At 68.9% G+C, this 24,770-nt stretch carries 21 protein-coding genes and 1 pseudogene; 9 read left to right on the top strand and 13 right to left on the bottom strand.

Going from position 1 to position 24,770, the window contains the following annotated elements:
• Positions 1-139 precede the first annotated feature (139 nt).
• The 3 genes from BM004_RS16920 to BM004_RS16910 all read right to left on the bottom strand — a co-directional run bounded on the left by BM004_RS16920 (position 140) and on the right by BM004_RS16910 (position 3,730).
• Entirely contained in the window at positions 140-1,213 is a 1,074-nt protein-coding gene (locus tag BM004_RS16920) for a flavodoxin family protein (protein ID WP_093128813.1), read from the bottom strand.
• Between the two features lie 106 nt (positions 1,214-1,319).
• On the bottom strand, positions 1,320-2,216 hold the full coding sequence (locus BM004_RS16915; protein WP_093128812.1) for a pirin family protein: 897 nt from the start codon (positions 2,214-2,216) through the stop codon (positions 1,320-1,322).
• A gap of 89 nt (positions 2,217-2,305) precedes the next feature.
• Positions 2,306-3,730, bottom strand: a complete 1,425-nt coding sequence (locus tag BM004_RS16910; protein ID WP_093215139.1) for a carotenoid oxygenase family protein — start codon at positions 3,728-3,730, stop codon at positions 2,306-2,308.
• Positions 3,731-3,749: 19 nt separating this feature from the next.
• Between BM004_RS16910 and BM004_RS41445 the strand changes: the two genes are divergently transcribed.
• Both BM004_RS41445 and BM004_RS16905 read left to right on the top strand, forming a co-directional pair.
• Positions 3,750-3,920: a hypothetical protein gene (locus BM004_RS41445; RefSeq protein ID WP_177206521.1), complete on the top strand. Its 171-nt coding sequence runs from the start codon at positions 3,750-3,752 to the stop codon at positions 3,918-3,920.
• A gap of 39 nt (positions 3,921-3,959) precedes the next feature.
• A complete protein-coding gene (locus BM004_RS16905) occupies positions 3,960-4,628 on the top strand; it encodes a TetR/AcrR family transcriptional regulator (RefSeq protein WP_093128810.1) in 669 nt (222 codons plus the stop codon).
• Between the two features lie 42 nt (positions 4,629-4,670).
• Here the strand turns inward: BM004_RS16905 and BM004_RS16900 are convergent, their stop codons facing one another.
• From BM004_RS16900 to BM004_RS16880, 5 genes are all read right to left on the bottom strand, one after another.
• Positions 4,671-5,444: a GNAT family N-acetyltransferase gene (locus BM004_RS16900; protein WP_093215137.1), complete on the bottom strand. Its 774-nt coding sequence runs from the start codon at positions 5,442-5,444 to the stop codon at positions 4,671-4,673.
• 25 nt (positions 5,445-5,469) lie between these two features.
• Positions 5,470-6,663, bottom strand: a complete 1,194-nt coding sequence (locus tag BM004_RS16895) for a biosynthetic peptidoglycan transglycosylase (RefSeq protein ID WP_256219928.1) — start codon at positions 6,661-6,663, stop codon at positions 5,470-5,472.
• A gap of 91 nt (positions 6,664-6,754) precedes the next feature.
• Entirely contained in the window at positions 6,755-7,324 is a 570-nt protein-coding gene (locus tag BM004_RS16890; protein ID WP_093128807.1) for a hypothetical protein, read from the bottom strand.
• Positions 7,305-8,234, bottom strand: coding sequence for an exosortase Q (xrtQ, locus tag BM004_RS16885; RefSeq protein ID WP_093215135.1), 930 nt, complete (start codon positions 8,232-8,234; stop codon positions 7,305-7,307). Before xrtQ ends, BM004_RS16890 begins: the two co-directional genes overlap by 20 nt.
• Before the next feature lie 30 nt (positions 8,235-8,264).
• On the bottom strand, positions 8,265-10,331 hold the full coding sequence (locus BM004_RS16880; protein ID WP_093215132.1) for a VIT and vWA domain-containing protein: 2,067 nt from the start codon (positions 10,329-10,331) through the stop codon (positions 8,265-8,267).
• A gap of 205 nt (positions 10,332-10,536) precedes the next feature.
• Between BM004_RS16880 and creD the strand changes: the two genes are divergently transcribed.
• From creD to BM004_RS16855, 5 genes are all read left to right on the top strand, one after another.
• Entirely contained in the window at positions 10,537-12,045 is a 1,509-nt protein-coding gene (gene creD / locus BM004_RS16875; protein ID WP_093215130.1) for a cell envelope integrity protein CreD, read from the top strand.
• Positions 12,042-13,334, top strand: coding sequence for a glycoside hydrolase family 3 N-terminal domain-containing protein (locus BM004_RS16870; protein ID WP_093215127.1), 1,293 nt, complete (start codon positions 12,042-12,044; stop codon positions 13,332-13,334). Before creD ends, BM004_RS16870 begins: the two co-directional genes overlap by 4 nt.
• A gap of 46 nt (positions 13,335-13,380) precedes the next feature.
• A complete protein-coding gene (locus tag BM004_RS16865; RefSeq protein WP_177206520.1) occupies positions 13,381-15,789 on the top strand; it encodes a penicillin-binding protein 1A in 2,409 nt (802 codons plus the stop codon).
• 109 nt (positions 15,790-15,898) lie between these two features.
• Entirely contained in the window at positions 15,899-16,504 is a 606-nt protein-coding gene (locus BM004_RS16860) for a hypothetical protein (protein ID WP_093215125.1), read from the top strand.
• Positions 16,505-16,512: 8 nt separating this feature from the next.
• Positions 16,513-17,436, top strand: coding sequence for an acyl-CoA desaturase (locus tag BM004_RS16855; protein WP_093215122.1), 924 nt, complete (start codon positions 16,513-16,515; stop codon positions 17,434-17,436).
• Here the strand turns inward: BM004_RS16855 and creC are convergent.
• Together creC and creB are read right to left on the bottom strand one after the other, a co-directional pair.
• Positions 17,430-18,884: a two-component system sensor histidine kinase CreC gene (gene creC, locus BM004_RS16850; RefSeq protein WP_093215120.1), complete on the bottom strand. Its 1,455-nt coding sequence runs from the start codon at positions 18,882-18,884 to the stop codon at positions 17,430-17,432. The two genes, BM004_RS16855 and creC, sit on opposite strands and share 7 nt — an antisense overlap.
• Positions 18,881-19,675: a two-component system response regulator CreB gene (gene creB / locus BM004_RS16845; protein ID WP_093215117.1), complete on the bottom strand. Its 795-nt coding sequence runs from the start codon at positions 19,673-19,675 to the stop codon at positions 18,881-18,883. Before creB ends, creC begins: the two co-directional genes overlap by 4 nt.
• 567 nt (positions 19,676-20,242) lie before the next feature.
• Between creB and BM004_RS16840 the strand changes: the two genes are divergently transcribed.
• Complete coding sequence (locus tag BM004_RS16840; RefSeq protein WP_093215115.1) at positions 20,243-21,208, top strand: YcjF family protein; 966 nt, start codon at positions 20,243-20,245, stop codon at positions 21,206-21,208.
• A 4-nt stretch (positions 21,209-21,212) separates the two neighbouring features.
• Here BM004_RS16840 and cueR read toward each other — a convergent pair whose 3' ends face one another.
• Positions 21,213-21,614, bottom strand: coding sequence for a Cu(I)-responsive transcriptional regulator (gene cueR / locus BM004_RS16835; protein WP_093215112.1), 402 nt, complete (start codon positions 21,612-21,614; stop codon positions 21,213-21,215).
• Positions 21,611-21,805, bottom strand: coding sequence for a heavy-metal-associated domain-containing protein (locus tag BM004_RS16830; protein WP_093215110.1), 195 nt, complete (start codon positions 21,803-21,805; stop codon positions 21,611-21,613). The genes cueR and BM004_RS16830 overlap by 4 nt, the downstream gene beginning before the upstream one ends.
• 151 nt (positions 21,806-21,956) lie before the next feature.
• Here BM004_RS16830 and BM004_RS16825 point away from each other — a divergent pair, with 151 nt between their 5' ends.
• Positions 21,957-24,242 (top strand): heavy metal translocating P-type ATPase, encoded by a 2,286-nt coding sequence (locus BM004_RS16825; RefSeq protein WP_093215107.1) that lies wholly within the window; start codon positions 21,957-21,959, stop codon positions 24,240-24,242.
• Between the two features lie 19 nt (positions 24,243-24,261).
• Here the strand turns inward: BM004_RS16825 and BM004_RS16820 are convergent.
• Positions 24,262-24,765 (bottom strand): annotated as a pseudogene (locus BM004_RS16820) (N-acetyltransferase family protein); the annotation flags it as partial.
• Positions 24,766-24,770: the final 5 nt, after the last annotated feature.

Here is a 24,770-nt window from a genome sequence, read left to right as displayed (position 1 = left end):
GGCAGCAGGTGAGACGAAGTGTGGAAGACCTCTGTATCGCGCCCGTTAGCCCAGCGTGAGCTTGCGTAAAGATTGATGAACCGATTGATGAGCCGCGCGGCGCGGGCATCGACCGCATGGGCCTGCCCATGTCGATCTCCTACTTCGCCCGCGGCCGCTTCAACCCGCGGTCGGGTGCCTGCAGCGTGCCCGCGCGCAGCTCGCCCACCGCGCGCGCGACGGCACGCGCCACGTTGCGCACTTCTTCCTGCACGTCGGCATCGGCGTCGAGTTCGTCGTGGCTGGTGGCGTAGGGCTCGTAGTAGCCGATGTAGCGGTCCAGCCGCGACTGCATGCCGGCGTCGACCAGGCCCATCCAGTCGAGCCAGTCGCACAGGTTGCGCCGCAGGCTCTCGATGCCGGCCACGTCGCCGTGCACCACCACGCCGTAGGCGCGCCCGTCCAGGTGCTTGGGGTAGCCCCAGCCTTCGAGCTCGAGCGCCTTGGCTTCCTCGGGCTTCTTGCCGTGCGTGCTGCTGGGGTCCGGGTTGCCGCCGTCGGCGCACACCAGGCGGTCGATCATCAGCTTCAGCGGGCTGGTGGCCTGGTACCAGTGCGTGGGCGTGAGCAGGATCACGCCGTGCGCGGCCACCCAGCGCTCGTAGATCTCGTTCATCCAGTCGCCAGTCTGGCGCAGCGAGTGGTTGGGGTAGCAGCTGCACGGCCAGTGGCACAGCGGCATGGCGGTGGAAACGCAGCCCTTGCACGGATGGATCTGCCGGCCGTATTCGGAGGTGACCAGGCTCAGGTCGAGCAGGTCGACCTGGATGCCGCTGCCCTCGAGCACCTCGCGCGCCAGCTCGGCCAGGCGCCATGTCTTGGAGATCTCGCCGGGACAGGTCCCGTCGTTGCGCGGCGAGCCGTTCACCAGCAGCACGCGCGAGCGCGTCTGCGGCTGGCCCCAGGCGGCCTGCGCTGCGTCGATGCGCGCCTTGGCCTCGAGCCAGTCGACCGACAGGTCGTAGTCGGGGTCGGCGTAGCCCGGGCCCGCCTTGCGCGTGACCGGCGCCTTGCGGCCTTCCTGGTAGGCCTCCCACGCAATCAGCTCGATGCGATGCAGCGAACCAGCCTCGGCCTGGAACGCCGGGTCCTGGAAGGGCTGCATGAAGCGTTCATGGAACTCGGCGCGCTGCAGCGTTTCGGGCGCCTGTCCTTTTCGGATCGTGGGGGTCATGCCGCAATCTAGGCAGCCCGCGCGGCGGGCCGCGTGCGGGGCCGATGCCGACTTGCGGTAGGCGGGCAACTACAGCGGCGCCGCCTCGGCTCGCGGACCCGCGGGTTCAGCCCAGCTTGCCGTTCTGGAAGTCGTGCACCGCCTGCTTGACCTGCTCCTGCGTGTTCATCACGAAGGGCCCGTACTGCGCGATGGGCTCGTGCAGCGGCCGGCCCGCGATGAGCAGCGCGCGCGCCGGGCTGTGGTTGGTCGCGCCGGCGCGCAGCACCACGCCGTCGCTTGCCGCGTCGTTGGCCAGGATGGCCATGCGGCGCGTCGGGATCTCGCTGCCCGCGATCCACACCGACTCGCGGAACACGTAGACCAGCACGTTGTGGTCGTCCGGCAGCGGCTGCGCGAACTCCGCACCGGGCGGCAGCGTGATGTCGAGGTACAGCGGCTCGGTGTGCTCGCGCCGCACCGCACCCTCGATGCCGTGGCTCGCGCCCGCGATCACGCGCACGTGCGCGCCGCCGGTGGTGGTGAACTCGGGAATCTCCTCGCTCTGGATGTCGCGGTACCAGGGCTCGCGCATCTTGTCCTTGGCGGGCAGGTTGAGCCACAGCTGGAAGCCTTCCATCAGCCCTTCTTCCTGCTCGGGCAGTTCGCTGTGCACGAGGCCGCGCCCGGCCGTCATCCATTGCACGCCGCCGTTCTCCAGCAGCCCTTCGTGGCCCGCGCTGTCGCGGTGGCGCATGCGGCCCGCGATCATGTAGGTGACGGTTTCGAAGCCGCGGTGCGGATGGTTGGGAAAGCCGCCGATGTAGTCGCCCGGGTTGTCGCTGCCGAAGGCATCGAGCATCAGGTACGGGTCGAGGCGCTTCTGCAGCGGCTGCTGCAGCACGCGCGTGAGCTTGACGCCGTCACCGTCGCTGGTGGAAACACCGGCCACGATGTGGTCGATGCCGCGCGGCGTGGCGACGGGATCGGTGGGGTGGTTGGCATGGTGATTGGCGTTCGTCATGCGGCCATGGTGGCACTAACGCACGCCCGGCGCCACCCGGGGGGTGCAGCCGCGCAGGCGGCCGCGCGGCGCGAAGGCCGGCCGCAGGCTCATGACGCCGCTTCTTGCGTGCCCGCGGCGAACCAGTTGCCGTGGAAGCCGACCGGCACGCGGTGCGGCAGCGAGGCCACGCACAGCGGGCCGGCGGCCAGTGCGCGCGCATCGAACACCACGAGGTCGCTGGTGTCGGTGGCGCCGCGCCACACGGTGGCCAGCAGCCAGCCGTCGCCTTCCTCGGCATCGGCGGCGCGCGGCACGAACACGCCTTCAGACACCACGTCGGGCGCGGGGAACAGGTACATGTCGCGGTGCGGTGTGGTGTGGTCGACGTGCACCAGCCCCGCGTAGAGGCGCGGCGGTTCGTTCGGCTGCGCGATGCCGCGGCACACGTACCAGCCGTGGCGGTAGGGCAGGCCGGCAAAGCGCTCGTCGATGCGCGGGAACTCGCCCGGAATCTCCTCCAGCGGCGTCTGCGTGAACTCGTGCACCGGGCTCGACAGGTCGAACTGCCAGCGCACCAGCCGGCTCACCGGCGGCTTGTCGCTCACGGGCGAGCCGTCGGGCTTCGGAAACAGCGGCGGCGTGGGGAACTGCACCACGTCGGCGAACAGGCTGCCGCCGGCCTCCCACGCGTTCATGACGTGGAACACGTAGCAGGCCGGGCCGCGCCACCAGACGATGTCGGCCGTGCTGCCATTGCGCGGCATCAGGCCCACGCGCGTGCCGTGCTCTGGCTCCCAGGCGTAGGGCGGGCGGCCGCTCTGCGCGCGTTCCATGCTCGCGGTGAGCGGCATGATGGGAAACATCACGTGCCGCTCGGTCACCATGAAGTCGTGGACCATGCTGGCGTAGGGCGCCTCGAAACGCTCGAAGCGCGTGACGCGGCCCTCGCGGGACATCACGCCGAAGCTCATGCCACTGGACAGCGGCGCCGGCGTGCCGTAGCCGAAGAACAGCAGCTCGCCGGTCTTCGGGTCGGTCTTGGGGTGCGCGGTGAAGCTGCCTTGCAGGCCGCCGCCGAAATCGTTGGCGCCCAGCGTGGCCAGCGTGGGCAACGCCACCTCGACCGGCAGGTGCGCCTCTTCGAGCGCGAGCACGCGGCCAGCGTGGCCGATGACGTTGGTGTTGGCGGAGCCGTCGTCGTGCGGCGGCTTCTGCCCGCTGTTCAAGAGCGCTTCCTGGAAGCCGCCCGGCAGGTCCTGGCCCTCGGCGGCCGCGTGCCAGCGCTGCGTGCGCACCCAGCGGTTGCGGTAGTGCACCTTGCCGTCGCCGATGCTGAAGGCGTGCAGCATGCCGTCCCCCGCGAACCAGTGCTCCTTGGGATCGGGGCGCACCGGGTTCGGCCCGTTGCGCACCAGCGTGCCGCGCAGGCCGGCGGGCAGCGCGCCCTTCAGCGGCAGCGGACCGGCGTCGGTCTCGACATCGATCGGCGCCATGTTGGGAGGCGGGGCGCTGCGGGGAATGGCATCGTTCATCGGGGCTCCTTGAGGGTCGGTGGAAACGGTGGAAACGGTGGAAACGGTGGAAACGGTGGAAACGGTGGAAACGGTGGAAACGGTGGAAACGGTGGAAACGGTGGAAACGGTGGAAGGTGTCGTCGAATATCTTTCCAGTGGAAATATCTCCGGCCTCGCCATCGAAGTCAAGAAATTTTTCCAGTGGTAAGATTTTTGAGCGCTTCTGCCTTTCCGCTGTTTTTCAAGAATGACCACCGACGCCCCGACCAAGCGCTATCACCACGGCTCGCTGCCCGAAGCCCTGCTGGCCGCGGCCGAAGCCGTGCTGCTGCGCGACGGCATCCCCGGCCTGGGCCTGCGGGCGATCGCACGGGAAGCGGGCGTGTCGCACACCGCGCCCAAGCACCATTTCGGCGACATGACCGGCCTGGTGAGCGAGCTGGCCGCCGTCGGCTACGCGCGCTTGAGCGACGCCATGCGCGACGCCGCGGCCGCACACCCTGAGCCGCCCGACCTGGGCAATCGGCGCCACGCCATCGCCCATGCGTACGTGCACTTCGCCTACGACAACCCGGCCATGTTCGGCCTCATGTTCCGCAATGAGATGATCGACATGCAGCGCCCCGTGCTCAACGCGGCGGCGCGCGAGGCGATGCGCGTGATGGCCGCGATCATCGGCGCCAAGGACGAGCCCCCGGGCGACGCGCCGGTCTCGCTGAACGCCGCCGAGGCCATGCGCATCACCGCGGCCTGGGGCTATGTGCACGGGCTGGCGACCCTGCTGATCGACCAGCGCCTGCGCGGCATCATCAAGGTGGCGCCGGATTTCGACGACCCGGTCGATCTGGTCGACCGAGCGTTGAAGGATGTGCGATTCGGCTTCGAGGCCGGCGAGGCGCCGCCGGCGGCAAGCTAGCCCAGGCCCGATTCAACTCGGCTCACCTCGGCTCGACTCGGATCATCGCGGCCACTGCTGGCGCTGCCAGTAGCTGTACTGCCATCGCGTCTCGAACCCCGCGCGGCGGTACAGCGCCAGCGCCGCCTGGTTCTGCGCGTCGACCTGCAGGAACACCCGCTCGAAGCCGCGTTCCAGCGCCGCCTGCGCGAAGCCGGCCAGCACCCGCCCCGCCAGGCCGCGCCCGCGCTGCGCCTTGTCGGTGCGCATGCCGTGCACGCTGGCCCAGCCATGGCCGAAGGCCATCGCGCCCGCCGCCACCGTGCGCCCGCCCTCGCGCACGCTGGCGTAGAGCGAGCCCTTGGCGCGCGACAGCATGCGCACGCGGTGGGCGCCGTCCACCGGGTCGAAGCCCTCGCCGAGGAACAGCGCCGCCCAGGCGTCGTCGGGCGCGCGGTCGATGTCGGCCAGCGGCGCGCCGGGCGCCACCAGCCGGCGCATGCGCTGGGTCGAGGCGGCCTGCACGCAGGTCGGGCTGTCGTCCACGTAGTGCCGGCGCTCCAGCTCGGCGCGCAAGCCCTCGAAGCAGGGCGCGTCGGCCAGCCGCAGCGCGGGCGCGACCTGGCGGCTGTCGTAGCGGTCCTCGATGCGGTCGAGCGTGGCCGGCTCGACCGCGCTGCGGTGCAGCGGCACGGCCGACCTGGCGCGCTTCACGGTGCCGCCCGAGAAAGGCAGCAGCCAGCCGTCGATTTCCTCGGTGAGGTCGGGCGAGACCGCGCTGACGGTGGCCCGTTCGATGGCTTCGATGTCGGTGACGCTCGGCGCTGCGGTGTTCATTGGGTTTCGATGGTTCTTGCGGTTCTCAGGGTGCGGCCTCCGGTGCCGTGAACTTCGCCGCAGCCACGCCCTTGAGCAGCGCTTCGCGCTGGTTCCGGCTGATGCCGCGGATGCCCTCGGCCACCCACTTGATGCGGTCGGCGTCGATGTGGCCGTCGCGCCGCCATTGTTCGAGCACGGCCTGCGGCTTGTGCAGCATGGCGGCCAGCCACACGGCCTGCGCCGGTTCCAGCGTGCGCGCGCTGCGCTTGAAGTAGCGGCGCGCCGCGGCCTCGGCGCCGCAGATGTTGCCGCCCCACGGTGCGTTGTCCAGGTACAGCTGCAGGATGCGCGCCTTGCCCAGCGTCTGCTCCATTTCCACCGCGTAGAGCAGCTCGCGCAGCTTGCGCTCGGCGGTGCGGTCGCTGCCCGTCACCAGCAGCTTGGCCAGCTGCTGCGTGAGCGTGCTGCCGCCGCGGCGCACCTGGCCGGGCTTCTGGTTGTTGTCGATCGACGCGAGGATCTCGGTCAGGTCGTAGCCGGTGTGGGTGAAGAAGCGCTGGTCTTCCGCCGCGATGACGGCGCGCGCCAGCCAGCTGTCGTTGGTGAGCCTGGCCGACGGACCGCAGCTGGTGCGCGCGTTCAGCATGGCCTCGGTGCCCAGCCCTTCCACCGTGAACTGGCTGATGTTCGGCTGCACCGCGAAGGTGGCGTCGGGCAGCGCGAGCTGGCCGCGCAGCGCCAGCGTGCCGCCGATGCGCGCGCGCTGCAGCTCGGGCAGCGTGGGCACCAGCACCGCGTACCAGCGCGCGATGGGCGCGTCCTGCACGCTGGCGTTGAGCTGCAGGCTCTTCGGCGCGAGCTTGCCGTCCCAGTGGCCCTGCAGCGGCGTGGTGTCGGTGCTCAGCGGCATGGCCTCGAAGGTGCCGTTGAGCGTGTTGCCGTCGCGCTTCACGGTGGCGACCAGGCGTTCGACCTTGATGGGCTGGGTGCCCAGCGCCTGCACGTCGGCGCTGCACGGCGCGCACTGCATCTCGAGCAGCTCGCCGGCCGGCTTCCAGCCGAAGCGCAGGGTGCCGAAGCGGGTGTCCAGCGAATGGCCGTCCAGGTAGGGCGCGAACCACGGCGAGGTGGCCACGCGCACCGCCGTCGGCACGCCGATCTCGAAATTCAGCGGCCCCGCCTTCACCGTGGTGCTCCACTCGCCAGCCGCCGGCGCGAGCGCCAGCTTGACTATCAAAAAGATAGCTACACACGCAGTAACAACCAAGGCCAGCAGGCCAAAAAGCACAAATCGCAGGGTCTTCTTCACAGGCACGTTTCTCAGATCGTCATAGGGGTTTCGCCACTGTGACCGCTTGCCACGGCCCATGCGACTGGCCGCTGGCCGCTGCCCAGTACCAGGCTGAAGTGTCAGTGAAAGCCGTGCCCTGGGCATCGACGATGCGCTCGCAGACACGGATTTTTTGCGCGCCGTGCCGTTGCGCAACAAAACAGCGCCACATCCGCTCCTGCGCATCGCGCTCCAGCCGGGCCTGCTCGATGCGGTAGCCCAGCGCGCGGTAGCAGTCCACCGCCGGGTGCAGCATGCGCGTGGGCTGCGCCACGGCGCGCATCACCAGCGTCTGCGTGCCGTCGGTCATGCGGCCGATGGCGCCGGGAAAGCGGTCGGCAAAGCGCTGCTCGACCTCGCTCAGCGCCAGCGGGCGCAGCGGAACGCCGTCCCATTCGCGCGGCCATTCCTGCGACGCGACGGCCGCGGCGGTTTCGCCCGGCGTGCGCACCGCCGCGGCGGCCGACCACAGCAGGCACAGCACCATGGCCAGCGCGAAGGCCGTCTTGTGGCCGATGCGGTTGATGAAATGGTTGGCGAACCAGCGTTCAAAGAACGGTGTCGACATGGCGGCTTCCTTGGGTGGTGATCAGGCCCTCGATGGGCATTTCGGCGGGTTCGGGCGCGGGGCGCACCGGCACCATCAGGCGGGCGATGGCGCCGCACACCGCCGCCAGCACCAGCAGGCCCAGCGTGTTGTGCGCCCAGGGCGCGAGCGGATGGCCGGCGCCCTCGAAGGCGATCAGCACGCTGTTGCGCACGATGTTGCCGGCCAGCACGAACAGGCCGACCATCGGCAGCCGGCGCATGAAGCCGCGGTCACTGCGGCCGGCCCACAGCGCCACCGCGCAGGCCGTGAAGTAGCCGAGCCAGACCATCTGCACGCCGGAGCAGGGCGCGTCGACGATCACCAGGCGGCCATCGACCATCAGGCTCGCGCCTTCGCGCGCCACCTCGAAGCCCGGCGACAGCAGCCAGCGGCTGACCTCGGCCGTCACCACCCGCAGCGGGTAGCCGGCATAGAACTGCAGCGACGACAGCAGCGGCAACGCCAGCACCGACAGCCCCGCCACCGGCAGCGCGGCCACGCGCCGCGGCAGGAACGCCAGCAGCCCGCACGACAGCGCCAGCACCGCCACCAGGCCGGCCGCGAGCGGCGGCAATGCGGGCAGGCCGCCGACCCCGGTACGCAGCACCGTCGCGAGCACGGTGCCCGCGCCGGCCAGCGCGAGCCAGCCCAGGCGCGGCGAGGCGCGCAGTTCGCGCCGGCGGCTCCACGCCAGCGCGGCGAGCGCGACCAGCGCCAGCAGGCCCATCGGGTCGTCGGAGCCGTCGCGCATGCGCTGGACCATCCAGGTCCAGGTCGGCACCAGCGCGGCGAGCTGCAGCGCCAGCCAGCCGGCGGCCGGCGTGCGGTCGATGTGGATGCCCCAGTCCACGATGCGCGGATGGCGGTGGGGGAGCGTTGCCAGAGACATGTGGTTCTTTCTCGAAGGATCGGGCAGTGATCAGGCAGTGAACCGGCGCGCGTCGTTGCGGCGCGCGCGGCGGCGCAGCATCGCCAGCATCGACAGCACCACGGCGATGGCGCCCAGCGATTCGGGTTCGGGCGTGCTCGGCACCTCGGCGCCCAGCGCGAGGTTGCTCACGCCCTGCGGCAGGGGCAGCGGCTGGTTGACCTGCGCGCTGTCCTGCGGCGCCAGGTTGCGCACCACCTTGTCCACGGCGATGAAGCTCGTGTACTGCGTGAGCAGGCTGTACTTCAGGCCCAGCTCGGTGATGCGGTCCTTGAAGGCCGTACCGCCTTCCAGCGTTTCCTGGTCGCTCAGGCTCTGGATGCGGTGGCGCGCCCACAGCGTGCGCAGCGCGGCCGTGTCCTGGCGCGTGCGGCTGTCGATGCGCACTTCCTCGCGGTACGGGCCGCTGGCGCTCTGGCCTTCGATGATCACGCGGCCCTTGGGCTCGCCACGCCACTTGCCGAACACGATCACCGGGCGTTCGCCCAGCACGTCGGGCAGCGCCTGCGGTTCCACGTCGTACACGTCCAGGCCGCCGAAGGTGGCCTTCACGTTCGTGAGCACCGGCGACTCGACCATGCGGCGAAAGCGCGCGGCCTGCTCGGGCGCCTGCACCGGGTCGGTGATGATGAAAGGCTCGCCCATGCCGGCGCGCGCGATGCCTTCCATCAGGCTGCGGTTCACCGACGAGCCGATGCCGAAGGCGAACACGTTGGCCTTGGACAGGTTGTTGCGCACCAGCTCGAAGGCCTCGCGCTCGACCGTCACGTAGCCGTCGGTCACCACCACCACGGTGCGCGACACGTTGTCTTCCTTCGGTTCGGCGTACACGCGCTTCAGTGCCGGAATGAGTTCGGTGCTGCCGCTGCCGCTGTAGTTCTGGATCGTGGCCAGTGCCTGCTCGATGTTGGCGCGCGTGGCCGGCACCGACTTCGGCGACAGCATCTTGTTGCTGCCCGAGAACAGCAGCACGTTGAAGGTGTCGCTCGGGCGCAGGCCGCCGATCAGGCGCTGGAGCACCGTCTTGGCGGTGTCCAGCGGAAAGCCGTGCATCGAGCCCGAGATGTCGACCACGAAGATGTAGTCGCGCGGCGAGATGGCGCTGGCGGCCACGGCCTTGGGCGGCTCCACCATGGCGAGGAAGAAGTTCTCGGCATTCTCACCCTGGCCCTTGTAGAGCATCAGGCCCGATTCGATCTTCTCGCCGGCCAGCCGGTAGTCGAGCACGAAGTCGCGGTTGTCCGCGGGGCGGCCGTCGGCCGTGAGCACGACGTCGGCGTGCTGGTCTTCGTCGCTCTTCTTCACGTCGATGGTGTGCGTGGCCGAGCGGATTTCCTTCAAGCCCATCGGCGTGTCGATGGTGGCCTTGAGCCTGAAGGCGGTGGCGGTGGCGGGCGCGGTGCCCGCGGGCAGCGTGGGCTGCGCCACCCACTTGGCATTGGCGTTCTCCGACTGCGGCGAGTTGTAGCGCGGCCCGACCACGGTCGGAAACACGAACTGGTAGTTGCCCGACTGCGGCACCAGCAGCTCGGTGTAGCGCAGCTCCACCTTCACGTCGTCGCCCGGCAGGATGTTGGCGACGTTCATCTGGAACACGTTGGGCAGGTGCTGCTCGAGCAGCGCGGCGGTCTTGCCTTCCTTCTTGGCGGTGTCGTACTCGATCTGCGCCTGCTGCTTCTCGCGGATCTGCGCGGTGATGAGCCGGTCGGCCAGCCGCACGTTGAGGCCGCTCACCGCGGCCTTGGTCGAGCCGGGAAACACGTACTTCGCCTCGATGGCGCGCTGGCCTTCGTTGCGGTAGGTCTGCGTGACCGTCACGTCGGCGATCACGCCGGAGATCTTCACCGAGACCTCGGTGCCCTTCAGCGGCAGGCGATCGACCGAGGGGTCGTCGCTCTTCACGAAGAAGTAGGGGCTCTCGGTCTTCAGGCGCGGCCCGGCGGGCGCTTCCTGCGCATGCGCGGGGCGCACGCCCATGGCGACGAAGCCCGCTGCAGCCAGGCTCACGGTGGCGAGCCAGAGCCAGCGGCCGGGGCGTGGGGTGGTGTGGGCTTCCATGGCGGGGGTCCTTGTCCGTGCGAACTTGCACAGCCGCAACTGTCGGCACCGCGCGAGAAGGGAGTTGGAAGGCCGGTTGAAGTCGAGACACGGGCGCAAGCGCCGTGTGAAGCCTGTGTGAAGTCGGGCGGCGCGCCCCCTTCACACGGCCTTCGGATCGCGCGGCGAGCATCGCCCCCATTGCTGACACACGAGGAGAAGAAAAATGCTTCAGTTGTTGAGGGCCCTGCAGAGCTCGATGCTGGTCAAGGTGGCCGGCCTGTTCTTCCTGTTGCTGCTGCTGTGCATCCCGCTGGCGGAGATCGACTCGATCAACCGCGCCCGCGGCGAGAGCCAGCGCGAAGCCGCGCGCGAACTTGCCGCCACCTATGCGGGCCGCCAGACCATGGTCGGCCCGCTGCTGCTGGTGCCGTACGTGGAACGCTGGATGGAGCCGCAGCGCAACGCACAAGGCAAGGTGATCGGCCAGGAGGCGCGCAGCAAGGAAATGGCCCACGTGGTGTTTCCCGACAAGCTGCACATCGAAGGCACGATGGCGCCGCAGGAGCGCTACCGCGGCATCTTCAAGATCCCGTTCTACACCTTGAACGCCACGCTCGGCGGCGGCTTCGCGGCCTTCGACCCGAAGGCCGTGCCGCACAGCGAGAGCGATTCGAAGATCGAGTTCAAGGCGCCGTTCATCGCCTTCAACGTGAGCGACCTGCGCGGCCTCGACGGCTCGCCCGCGATGGTGATGGGCGGCGAGGCGCTGCGCTTCAGGCAGCGCGTGCCCGGCCTGGCCGACGACGCCTGGTTCGCCGACGGCATCCATGCGCCCGTGACCGGTGCCGCGCTCGCCGCATGGCAGGCCGGCACGCCGATCCCGTTCGAGATGAAGCTCGGCCTGGTCGGGCAGGACACGCTGGCCATCGCGCCCATTGCCGAGGAAACCACCGCGCACCTGAGCTCGCCGTGGGCGCACCCGAGCTTCGGCGGGCGCTTTCTCGCCGCCGAGCGCAGCGTGACGCCACAGGGCTTCGACGCGCACTGGCGCGTGTCGTCGCTGGTGACCTCGGCGCGCGAACAGGTGCGCGCGGGCCTGCAGGGCCGCGCCGCGCCCACCGACGGCAACGGCGCCGAAGCGGCCGCCAGCCCTTCGCGCTATGCAGAGGCGGCGGGTGCCGCGCCGCGCCGCAACCTGGGCACGCTGCAGACCTTCGACGTGTCGCTCGCGCAGCCCATCAACGTGTATTCGATGAGCACGCGCGCCGGCAAGTACGGCGCGCTGTTCATCGGCCTGGTGCTGATGGCGGCCTTCATGTTCGAGCTGTTCCGCAAGCTGCGCCTGCATCCGATCCAGTACGGGCTGGTGGGCCTGTCGATCGCGCTGTTCTTCCTGCTGCTGCTCGCGCTGTCCGAGAAGTTCGCCTTCTGGCTGGCCTACGCCGGTGCCGCGAGCGCCAGCGTCCTGCTGCTGGCCGTCTACTTCAGCGCCGTGCTCGAAGGCTGGCGGCGCGGCCTGTCGTTCGGCGCCTTCGTGGCGCTGCTGTACGGCGCGCTCTACGGGCTGCTCGCCTCGGAAAGCAATGCGCTGCTGCTGGGTGCGCTGCTGATCTTCGGCATGCTGGCCGCGCTGATGCTGGTCACGCGCAAGGTCGACTGGTATGCGCTGTCGCGGCGCAACGAACCGGCGGTTGCAACGCCCGCCGTGTCGGCTGAAGCCCGGCCGGCATGAAACTGCTGCGGGTCATCGGCGCCGCGCTGGGCTGGCTCGCCCTGGCCACGCTGTGGTTCTGGGCCTGGCACCTGAAGGACCCGCACCTGCGCTTCATGCGCGAGTGGGAGCTGCCGCTGCTGCTGGCCGCGCTGGTTGCGGGCATCGCCGTTGCATGGCGGTTCGCGCGCAGCGTGCTGCGCCCGGTGGCGCTCGGGCTGGCCTTTGCGGCATTGCTCACGGCGCTGGGCAACGAGGCCGCGTCGCGCCAGCACCGCGCCGAGGTGAATGCCGCGTCGGGCGCTGCGGCGCAGATGCTGGGCGCGCATTTCATCGTCGGCTACGACGATGCGAACGACCTGCGCGAGCTGGCCCGCAAGGGCCTGATCGGCGGCATCTTCGTGACCGGGCGCAACGTGAAAGGCCGTACGGCCGGCCAGTTGCGCGAAGAAATCCGGGGCCTGCAGGCCGTGCGCCGCAAGGCCGGCCTGCCGCCACTGGTGGTCGCGACCGACCAGGAAGGCGGCGCGGTCTCGCGGCTGTCGCCGCTGGTCGAACGCCAGCCCGCGCTGTCGACCCTGCTAGACGCCGACCTGCCCGAAGACCAGCTTTCCGAACGCGCCCGCGCCTACGGCGCGCAACAGGGCGGGGCACTGGCCGACCTGGGCGTCACGCTCAATTTCAGCCCCGTGGTCGACCTGCGCCCCGGCCGCGCGCCGGGCCGCTGGGACTTTCACACCCGCATCGACGAACGCGCCATCTCCAGCGACCCGGCGGTCACCACGCAGGTGGCGCTCGCTTACGCGCAAGGCCTTGAATCTGCTGGCGTTCGCGGCACGTTGAAGCACTTTCCCGGCCTGGCCGGCGTGGCCGAGGACACCCACCACTTCGCCGCCGAACTGCGCACGCCGGTCGCTCGTCTGGCAACGCAAGACTGGAAACCATTTCAAGAAGTGTCGAAACAATCTGACGCAGCGATCATGCTGGGCCATGTCATCCTTGCGGAACTCGACGCCGACTACCCGGTCTCTTTCTCGCGCAGAATCGTGCAGCAGGTGATTCGAGGCGAATGGGGCTACCGGGGCCTGCTCGTCACCGACGATCTCACGATGGGCGCGGCCTACAACCGCGGTCTCTGCGATGCCACTGTCCGAGCCCTCGACGCCGGCGTGGACCTCTTGCTGATCGCCTTCGACCACGACAAGTACTTCGACGCCATGCACTGTGCGCTGCAGGCCGCGCAGCGCGGCGCGCTCGATCTCCCGATGCTGGAACGCCGCGGCGCGCAGCGGCTCCAATCCTTTCGCTAGCCAGCCGCTACCGTCTTTTTCCCGTCTTTTCCCCGTCTTCTTTCTTATGTCCAAACGTTCAAGCTCAACTCCTCCCGACGGCACCGACGGCGGCGACCACCCCGCCGATCCGAACCGCCGCTGGAAGCGCGTCGCGGGATGGGGCGCCATCGCGGTGGGCTCCGGCGCGCTGGTGGCCATCGTCGCGGCCATCGTGGCCGTGGTGGCCATCTACCCGAAGCTGCCCGACGTGTCCGAGCTGGCCGACTACCGCCCCAAGCTGCCGCTGCGCGTGTATTCGAGCGAAGGCCAGATGATCGGCGAGTTCGGTGAAGAGCGCCGCAACCTCACGCCGTTCGCGAACATTCCCAAGGTCATGAAAGACGCGGTGCTGGCCGTGGAAGACGCGCGCTTCTACGACCACGGCGGCGTGGACTACAAGGGCTTCCTGCGCGCGGCCGTGGCCAGCCTGAAGGGCGGACGCAAGCAGGGCGCCTCGACCATCACGATGCAGGTGGCGCGCAACGTGTACCTGAGCTCGGAGCGCACGCTGAGCCGCAAGTCGTACGAGATCCTGCTGGCACTGCGGCTCGAGCAGCAGCTCACGAAGGACCAGATCCTGGAGATCTACCTGAACCAGATCTACCTGGGCAACCGCGCCTACGGTTTCGCCGCCGCCGCCGAGACCTACTTCGGCAAGCCGCTGCAGAACGTGACCATCGCCGAGGCCGCCATGCTGGCCGGCCTGCCGAAGGCACCCGGCGCCAACAACCCGGTGGCCAACCCGCGCCGCGCGCGGGCGCGCCAGCTGTACGTGATCGACCGCATGCAGGAAACCGGCTTCATCACCGCCGAGCAGGCGGCCGCCGCGAAGAAGGAAGAGCTGCACCTGCGCGACGCCGCCGACCCCGGCCGGCTGCACGCCGAGTACGTGGCCGAGACGGTGCGCCAGATGATGTACGCGCAGTACGGCGACAGCATCTACACCAGCGGCATGAAGGTCTACACCTCGCTGGTGGCGGCCGACCAGGCGGCGGCGTACAAGTCGCTGCGCAAGGGCATCATGGACTACGAGCGCCGCCAGCCCTACCGCGGCCCCGAGAAGTTCGTCGACCTGCCGAGCGAGCAGAAGGAAGTCGACGAGGCCGTGGACGACGCACTGGCCGAGCACCCCGACAACGGCGACGTGGTCGCGGCCGTGGTGCTCGATGCCAGCGCCAAGGAAATCAGCGCGGTGCGCGCCAACGGCGAAACCATCCAGATCACCGGCGATGGCCTGAAGCCCGCGCAGTCGGGCCTGGCCGCCAAGGCGCCGCCGAACATCAAGATCCGCCGCGGCGCGGTGATCCGCGCGGCAAGAACGCCGAAGAACACCTGGGAGATCACCCAGCTGCCCGAGGTCGAAGGCGCCTTCATCGGCATGGACCCGCGCAGCGGCGCCATCAAGGCGCTGGTGGGCGGCTTCGACTTCGGCAAGAACAAGTTCAACCACGTGACGCAGGCCTGGCGCCAGCCGGGCTCGAGCTTCAAGCCCTTCATCTATTCGGCCGCGCTCGAAAAGGGCTTCACGCCCGCCACCGTGGTGAACGACGCGCCGCTGTACTTCGATGCCGCCGCCAACGGCGGCCAGCCGTGGGAGCCGAAGAACTTCGAAGGCACCTACGAAGGCCCGATGCCGCTGCGCACCGCGCTCATGAAGTCGAAGAACCTGGTCACGCTGCGCGTGCTGCAGTCGATAGGCGCGCCATACGCTCAGGACTGGGTCACCAAGTTCGGCTTCGACAAGGACAAGCAGCCCGCCAACCTGCCGATGGGCCTGGGCGCCGGCTCGGTCACGCCGATGCAGATGGCCGTGGGCTACTCGGTGTTCGCCAACGGCGGCTACCGCGTGAATCCGTACCTGGTGACGCGCGTGACCGACCTGCGCGACAAGGTCATCATGGAAACCGAGGCGCCGGTGCTCGACGAAACCCGCCGCGCCATTCCGCAGCGCAACGCCTTCATCATGGATTCGCTGCTGCAGAGCGTGGTGAAGAGCGGCACCGGCTTCAAGGCGCACCAGGCGCTCAAGCGCGACGACCTCTACGGCAAGACCGGCACCACCAACGACTCGTTCGACACCTGGTTCGCGGGCTTCCAGCCGAGCATGGTCGGCATCGCGTGGATCGGCTACGACACGCCGCGCCAGCTCGGCGTGCGCGGCGAGACCGGCGGCAGCCTGAGCCTGCCGATCTGGATCGGCTACATGCAGACCGCGCTGCAGGGCGTGCCCGTGACGCAGCCGGCCGAACCGCCGGGCGTGGTGAACGTCGACGGCGAGTGGTACTTCGACGACTTCACGCCGGGCCACAACGTGGCGAGCCTGGGCGTGGAAAGCACCGAGGCGCCGCAGCCGGTGGAAGTGCTCACCGGCGCGCCGCTGGGGCCGCCCCCCCAACCTGAGGAACGCAACAAGATCCTGGACTTCTTCAGGTAGGTTTTCCGGCTCCCTTTTTCCTGCAGGCCATGCCATCGAAAAGAAGGCGGGTCGCGGTGCCTACACTCGGTGCTGCGACCCGCCTTCTTTTTTTCTTCCCCACGCATTCATGGAAATCCTCACCCTGGTGGCACTCATTGCCGCCGGCTTCTACATCCTCAAGTCCAGGGAACAGCGCCTGCGCATCGCGCTGCTGGGCAGCCACCTCGGCCGCTACCAGATCGAGCGCCTCATGGAAAGCCTGACCTCCGGCTACCTGCGCTGCCTGGGCGAAGACGACGCCGAACGCCGCCAGCAGATCTGGCACCTGCTCGACGCCACCGAGGAAAAGATCTCTTCGCAGCTGGACAGCTTCGCCGCCGAAATGTCGCGCCTGCCCGAGCCGCTCACGCGCATGAGCAAGCTGCCGGTGGCCATTCCGCTGGTCAACGCGACCTTGCCGGCCACCACCCTCGACCTGCGCCAGCTCTTGCTGGTCCATGCGCGCGGCATTGCCGGCGTGACGCGCAACGACGCCAACCGCTCGCCGAAGTCGAAGGCGTACACCATGTCGGCCGAGCTGTTCCTGCTGCAGCACACCTGCCACTGGTTCTGCCGTTCGAAGACCGTCGCGTCGGCGCGCATGCTGGCACGCCACCAGACCTCCTACGCGCAGCTGCTCGACGCCGTGAGTCCTGAAACGCGCAGCGCCTACGGCGCATTGACCGGCAGCTGAGGCGGGCGGTGCAGCCGGCCGGCCTCGACCACCACCGTGTTCGTGCAGGGCCAGCCGATCTCGCGGCGCAGGTGCTCGAAGGCGAGGTCAGGTACGCACCGCTCAAGTCGCTCTGGTTCTGCGGCATGGCCGCGGCCGCACTGCTCGGCGGCTGTTTTTTCTTTCGCTGGGACGCCCTGGCGCTGTTCGTTGCCAGCACCGCGTTCGTGCTGTTGTTCGGCCACTCGCTGGGCAGCCATCGGCAGCTGATCCATCACAGCTTTCAATGCCCGCGGTGGTTGCGCTGCGCATTGGTCTACTGCGGCGTGCTGGTCGGCATGGCCGGACCGCTGGGCATTCTTCGCCAGCATGAACTGCGCGACCTCGCGCAGCGCCTGCCCACCTGCCACGACTACCTGCGGCACGGCCGCGGCTTCTGGGCCGACGCATGGTGGCAGCTGCATTGCGAGCTTCATCTTTCGCACCCGCCGCACATCCAGCTCGAACCCCTGATCGCCGACGACCGTTTCCTGCGTGTGCTCGAGCGGACCTGGATGCTGCAGCAACTGCCCGTGGCCATGCTCTTCCACTTCTGGGGCGGCTGGGCCTTCGTTTTCTGGGGCGTGTGCGCGCGTGTCACCGCGGGCGTGCTGGGCCACTGGCTGATCGGCTGGTTCGCGCACAACCAGGGCGCGATGAACTACGAAGTGCGCGGCGCCGCGGTGCAGGGCCACAACATTCGGTGGACCTCGCTGCTGACCATGGGCGAGAGCTGGCACAACAACCACCACGCGTTTCCGGGCTCGGCCCGGCTGGGACTCGCGCCCGGCGAATGGGACCCGGGCTGGTGGACGCTCAGGCTGCTCGAGCGCTGCGGCCTCGTGTGGGACCTGCGCCTGCCCGAGTCGCTGCCGCCGCGTCCGGAGCTCAGGCCGCTGAACCCGGTTCAGTGATGCGAGGCCGCCAGCAGCGGCAGCGTGAGCGTTGCAACGGCGCCGCCGCGCGATGCATTGCCGAGCTCGATGCGGCCGCGGTGCAGTGCCGCGATTTCTTTCACGAACGCCAGGCCGAGCCCCGTGCTCTTCTTCTGGTTGTGCGGCCTGGCGAGCGAATAGAACTTCTGGAAGACTTTTTCCTGTGCGTATTCCGGAATGCCCGGGCCGTGGTCGCGCACGCTCACGCGCGCAAGCTTCGAGGTGGTTTCCAGCGTGAGCAGCACCTCGCTGTCGCGCGGTGAAAAGTCGATGGCGTTGTCCAGCAGGTTGCTGATGGCGCGGCGCAGCAGGAACGGATCGCCTTCGGCGCGCGCCCCGTCGCGGATGTTCACCAGCAGCCGGATGTTGCGCTTGGCCGCCGCGGGCTGCGCGCTGAGCACGATGTCCTCGATCAGCGGGCCGAGCGCCACCGCGTCGGTGCGGTCGAGCGTGCGCCGCGTCTCCAGCGCGGTGAGCTCCATCATGCGGTCGACGATTTCCTGGATGCGCTGCGTCTCGCGTTCGATGTTCTTCAGGAAACGCTCGCGCTCCGCGTGCGGCATCGACGGTTCCTGCAGCAGCTCGGCCGCGCCGCGGATCGCCGACAGCGGGCTCTTCACTTCGTGCGTGAAGGTCTGCACGTAGTCGGCCACGTAGTTGCGCCCGGTGAGCGCGTCGCGCATTTCGTTGAAGCCCGTGCGCACGCCGTCGACCGCGCGCCGCGCCATGCGCGACAGGCTCAGGCTGCCCACGCGGTTCTGGGCGCGCACCCAGGTCCAGTAGTCGCGGATCAGCCCGAAGGGCCGCACCAGCCAGACCGAAACGATCAAGGTGAGCAGCAGCAGCGCGAGCGCCGAACCCACGCCCACCCAGATCGTGCGTCCGCGCGCGTCTTCCACGAACTGGCCGAAGCTCTGCACCGGCTTGCCGACGCTGACCATGCCGACGATCTCGTTGTTCCAGCGGATCGGCGCGCCGACGTACATCACCGAGGTGCGCGGGTCGCCGTCGACGTCGCGCGAGGTGCGCGCGCCGTACAGCCCGGCGAGCGTGCGGCTCACGTCGCTCCATTGCGAATAGTCGGCGCCCAGGTTCCTGCCGAGCGAGTCGAACATCACGCGCCCGCTGCGGTCGGTGACGTACACGCGCAGCTCGACGCGGCTCTTGTGCAGGTTGTAGATCTGCGCGGAAAACTCACGCGCATAGACCGTGCGGAACAGCGGTTCCAGCCGCGCCGTGTTGATGGCGCCGGCAATGACGTCCTGCTCGACCAGGCTGGCCACCAGCTGCGAGGTCTCGACCAGCGATTCCTCGGCCGACTCGCGGTAGCGCGGGTCGATGTCGGAAACGACGCGGTACAGCAGGAAGGCGATGCCCGCCGTGTAGATCAGCAGGATGCCGATGAAGATCCGCGTGCGCCGGGTCACGACGCCTTGGCGGGCAGTTCTTCGTTCAGTGCGTAGCCGGTGCCGCGCAGCGTGCGGATCGGCTCGACCTCGGGCGCGATCGCCTTGAGTTTGGCGCGCAGGGTCTTGATGTGGGCGTCGACCGTGCGGTCGAAGCTGTCGCTCGCGTCGTCCCAGACCAGCTGCAGCAGTTCGTCGCGCGTGAAGACGCGGCCGGGGCGCTGCACCAGCAGTCTCAGCAGGCCGTATTCGTAGCGCGAGAGTTCGAGCAGGCGGCCGTAATACCGGATCTGCATGCGCTCGTTGTCGAGCAGGAACGGCATTGCAGGGGCCTGCGGGCCCGCAGGAGGCGCCGCAGGCGCGATTTGATGGGGTACCCCATGGTTCGCGGGTGCGGTCGCTGGCGGGGCTCCTGGGCCGTTCCTGGCGCTGCGCCGCAGGATCGTGCGGACCCGTGCCACCAGCTCGCGTGGCGAGAACGGCTTGGCAATGTAGTCGTCCGCACCCAGTTCAAGGCCCACCACGCGGTCTATTTCGTCGCTGCGGGCCGTCAAGAACACCATCGGTACCTCCGGGCCGCCCATCGACTGATTGAGCGCCTGGAGGCGTTTGAAGAGCTCGAAGCCGTTCAGGTCGGGCAATCCGATGTCCAGGATGGCCAGCGCCGGCGGTTCCTGCGCGAACTGGGCGATGGCTTCCTCGGCCGTGGCGCACCAGACCGGAATGAATCCGTCGCTTTTCAGGACGTACTGCAGCGTGTCGGCGATACCCGATTCGTCTTCGGCGATCAGGATCCGGGGTTTGAAGCTCATCCGCGGATGTTAGCGAGGGCAAAGGAGCGGCAGGACCGTGTTCCGCCCAAGGCGCCGTGGACCGGCGCGGCCGTTCGCGGCCTTTTTTTTGCGCGCAGCTTTCCCTGTTCCCTATCTTCTTATTCTTCTTATTCAAATTAGTAGTAGTAGATAAGGGTCGCACTCTTCTGTGGACATGCCGCTTTTTTCGTTATGCGACAAGCACTTGTCATACGTCCGTCACTGTGCGCAGCCCTGCTTCGGGTTTGTACCCGCCATATGAACAACATGGGGTAACCGGTCGGGCCTGTGGATAACCGATGGCTTGTCCAAAAAGTGTCCCCAGAGTTGTCCTTTGACTCCCCTCCGGAAATCTGCGAAAGACGGTTTCGGCGCAGAGAAATTCATTGCTCAATTTTTGAGCAGAATGTAGATTTCCCTTGTAGATCAACCACTTGCAGAACCCCTACACGGTAGTACGAAGGTTATCCACAGAGTTGCCCAAGGTTTGTGGGGAGAACGGGCGGCGGAACCTTCGCTCCGTCCGGCGACCGAACCCAGTCCTTCATATTGCGAAATTTCGTACAAATGACACCTTCGGAAACAAAGTCGATAGTTACCCTGTCCCTGCTGGCTGCCTTTGTCGATGGCGAGAAGCACGAGCGCGAACGCGAGGAGATCAGGCGCATCGCCGAGGGCCTGTCGCAGGCCGATGGCGTGAACCTGCCGACGCTCTACCAGGACGTGCTGATGAAGCGGGTGTCGCTGGCCTCGGTGGCCGGCGAGCTCAAGAGCACCGAGGCGCGGCAGCTGGCCTATGAGATGGCGGTGTGCGTCTGCGACGCCGACGGCACGCAGTCGCAGGCCGAGCGCATGTTCCTGGCCGACGTGCGCACGTCGCTTGGGCTGGACGCGTCGGCGGCCGGGTTTTCGCAGCAGGCGGAGGAGATTGCCGCGGTGCCAGTGGCAGCTGCGGCCGCGGCTGCGGGCGCCGCAACGGCGGCGGTGGCCACGGCGGCCGGCGCGCCGAGCGCCCCCGACAGCGCCGAGCTCGACAAGTCGATCCTGAACGCCGCCATCCTGAACGGTGCGCTCGAGCTGCTGCCCGAGACCCTGTCGACCATGGCGATCATTCCGTTGCAGATGAAACTGGTCTATCGCATCGGCCAGTCCCATGGGTACCAGCTCGACAGCGGCCACATCAAGGACTTCCTGGCGACGGTCGGCGTGGGCCTGACCTCGCAGTACCTGGAGCAGGCCGGGCGCAAGCTGCTCGGCGGCCTGCTCGGCAAGGTCGGCGGCGGCCTGTTGCGCGGGCTGGGCAACCAGGCCGTGAGTTCGGGGATGAGCTTTGCCGCGACCTATGCGCTGGGCCACGTGGCCAAGCGCTACTACGCCGGCGGCCGCACGCTTTCCACGCAGATGCTGAAGGACGCGTTTTCGGGCGTGGTCAAGGAAGGGCAGGGCCTGCAGGCGCAGTACCTGCCGGCGATCCAGGAAAAGGCCCGCACCTTGGACGCGGGCAAGGTGCTGTCGCTGGTGCGCGGCGCCTGAGCGCCTAGACCTTGCTCAGGTCGTCCAGGATCGGGCACTCCGGCCTGGCGTCGCCGTGGCAGCAGTGAACCAGGTGGGACAGCGTGTTGCGCATGGACTGCATGTCCGCGATGCGCTGTTCCAGTTCACCCAGGTGCTTTTCGGCGATGCGCTTCACGCTGGCGCTGGCGCGGCGGCGGTTGTTCCACAGGCCGACCAGCTCGGCGATTTCCTCCATCGAGAAACCCAGGTCGCGCGAGCGCTTGATGAAGCGCAGCGTGTGGATGTCGGCGTCGCCGTACTGGCGGTAGCCGCTCTCGGTGCGCGCCACCGCCGGCAGCAGGCCCAGCCCTTCGTAGTGCCGGACCATGCGGGCCGACACGCCGGAGCGTTGCGCCGCTTCGCCGATGGTGACGGGGCCGCTCATTGGACGGCGTAGCCCGCGTTTTCGATCGCCACCACGATGTCCTTGCGCGGCTGTTCGCTCAGCACGTCGACATGGCCGGTCTCGAGATCGACCGTGACCTGCGCCTCGGGGTCCACCGTCTGCACCGCGTTCTGCACCGCGCGCACGCAGTGACCGCAGCTCATGCCTGTGACCTGGAATTTCTGGCTCATCGTTCTGGCTCCTTCGAAGTGGATGAATGAATGAATGGTTGACTGGGAAAGAGACCGCAGTCTGAACCCTCTCACGATGTCAACGTCCAGCGCAGGGACACTGCAATTTTCCGCTTGACCTTGCCATCGTGTGAAGCCTTAGCCTTCACCCATGGAAAACCTGCAGTCATCCCCTGTGTCCGCCGCCGCCACGCTCGACCTCTCGGTCGGCGGCATGACCTGCGCCTCGTGCGTCATGCGCGTCGAGCGTGCCCTGAAGAACGTGCCCGGCGTGCAGGACGTGAGCGTGAACCTGGCGACGGAATCGGCCCGCGTGGTCACTACTCCAGGCAGCGGCGACAAAGGCGGCATCGACGACATGGACGTGCGCCTGCGCCGCGCCGTGCGCGCCGCCGGCTACGAGCCGCGCGCGGCGGCCACCGCGGCCGACGAAGCCGCGGCGCTCTCGCCATGGCACGGCTTCGGACCGGTCGCGGTCGGCCTGGCGCTGTCGATCCCGCTGCTGGCGCCGATGCTCGGCGACCCTTTCGGGCAGGACTGGATGCTGCCGCCCTGGGTGCAGCTGCTGCTGGCCACGCCGGTGCAGTTCTGGCTGGGCGCGCGCTTCTACCGCGCCGGCTGGCATGCGGCCCGGGCGCGCACCGGCAACATGGACCTGCTGGTGGCGCTGGGCACCAGCGCGGCCTTCGGCCTGTCGCTGTGGCTCTGGTGGCGCTCCGCCACCGGCGAGCATGCCGGGCACGGTGCCATGCCGCACCTGTACTTCGAGGCCTCGTCGGTGGTGATCACGCTGGTGATGCTCGGCAAGTGGCTCGAGGCGCGCGCCAAGCGCCAGGCCACGTCGGCCATTCGCGCGCTGCAGCAACTGCGCCCCGAAATCGCCCACCTGGTCGGTGCGCGCGGCAAGGAAAGCGACGTGCCGCTGGCCGAGGTGATGGTGGGCGACCGCCTCGCGGTGCGGCCCGGCGAACGCGTGCCGGCCGATGCGCTGGTGGTCGAAGGGCAATCCGAAGTCGATGAATCGATGCTCACCGGCGAGCCGCTGCCCGTGGCCAAGGGCCCGGGCGACGCGCTGACGGGCGGTGCCGTGAACGGCGACGGCCGCATGGTGGTGGAGGTGCGCGCGGTCGGCGCCGAGAGCGTGCTGGCGCGCATCATCCGGCTGGTCGAGGACGCACAGGCCGCGAAGGCACCGATCCAGCGGCTGGTCGACAAGGTCGCGGCCGTGTTCGTGCCGGTGGTGCTGGTGATTGCGCTGGCCACGCTGGCGGGCTGGCTGGTGGCGGGCGCCGGCATCGAGACGGCGTTGATCCACGCCGTGGCGGTGCTCGTCATTGCCTGCCCCTGTGCCCTGGGCCTGGCCACGCCGGTCGCGGTGATGGCGGGCACGGGCGTGGCGGCGCGCCACGGCATCCTGATCAAGGACGCGCGGGCGCTGGAGATCGCGCACCGCGTGGACACGGTCGCGTTCGACAAGACCGGCACCTTGACGGTGGGCCGCCCGGTGCTCACGGCGCTGGTGCCGATGGTGCAGGCGGTGTCACTGGCGGGTGCTTCGATCGGCGAAGACGAATTGCTGGCCACGGCCGCCAGCCTGCAGAGCGGCAGCGAACACCCGCTCGCCAAGGCGGTGCTGTCGGCCGCGGCGCAGCGCCACGTGCAGGTGCCCGCGCTGGGCGTGATGCAGGCATGGCCGGGCCGCGGCGTGCGCGGCGATGTGGCCGGCACCCACTGGGCGATTGCCAGCCTGCGCTGGTGCCGCGAGCTCGACGCCATGCCCGACGAGGCCGAGGTCGACCGCCTGCAGTCGCAGGGCGCGACGGTCTCCGCGCTGCTGCGTTTCGACGAGGCGGGCGCCGCGCATGTGCAAGCCTTGCTGGCATTCGCCGACGAGCCGAAGCCGCAGGCCGCGCAAGCCGTTCGCGCGCTGCGTGCGCGCGGCCTGCGCGTGGTGATGATCTCGGGCGACAACCTGCGCGCGGCGCAGGCGATGGCGGCGCGCCTGGGCATCGATGCCGGCGACGTGCGCGCCGACGTGCTGCCGGCCGACAAGGCCGCGCAGGTCAGCGCCTTGAGGAAGAACGGGCACGTCGTCGCGATGGTCGGCGACGGCGCCAACGACGCGCCGGCCCTGGCCGCGGCCGACGTCGGCATGGCGATGGCGCCTTCGGGCGGCGGCACCGACGTGGCGATGGAAGCGGCCGGCATCACGCTGATGCGCGGCGACCTTGCGCTGGTGGCGCAGGCCTTCGAGCTGTCGGCGCGCACGGTGGCGAAGATCCGCCAGAACCTGTTCTGGGCCTTTGCCTACAACGTGGCCGGCATTCCGCTCGCGGCCTTCGGCCTGCTGAGCCCGGTGGTGGCCGGTGCGGCGATGGCGTTGTCGAGCGTGAGCGTGATGGCCAATGCGCTGCTGCTGCGGCGCTGGAAGCCCTGATGTCGTCGCGGCCGGCTGTTCAGTCGAACAGCCGCGCCATCACGTACTCGTCGACATAGTCCGCATCGCCGGCGCGCTTGTAGAACTTGCGCAGCGTGCCTTCGCGCTCGAAGCCCAGCTTGTCGTAGAAGCGCAGCGCGGTCGCGTTGTCGCTTTCGGCGAAGAGCTCGATGCGCTTGACGCCGGCCGCCTTCAGCGTGTCGATGGCCTCGGTGACCATGGCCCGCGCGATGCCCTGGCCATGGAAGGCCGGGTCGACCGCCAGCGTGCCCAGGCAGGCCACATGCTGCACGCGCCCGGGGTAGCGAACGGCGCGGTAGAAGCCGGCGATCCTGCCTTCGTGTTCGTAGACGTAGAAGGAGCCGCCGCCGAGCAGCTCCCGGTAGATGGCGCGGAAGTCTTCCAGCGGCATCGGGTCGTAGCCCAGGAAGGGAACGACCTTCTCGTGCATGTAGAGGGCGAAGACGCTGTCGATGTCCTGCGGTGTGGCCAGCCTGCGCATGGTGGGAGCTTCCGGGGGAGGGAGGC

This window comes from Variovorax sp. OK212 (assembly GCF_900112425.1).
Taxonomy (GTDB): Bacteria; Pseudomonadota; Gammaproteobacteria; order Burkholderiales; family Burkholderiaceae_C; genus Variovorax.
The sequence above is the reverse complement of the archived record's forward strand: the minus strand, read 5'-3'. Positions and strand labels throughout refer to the sequence as shown.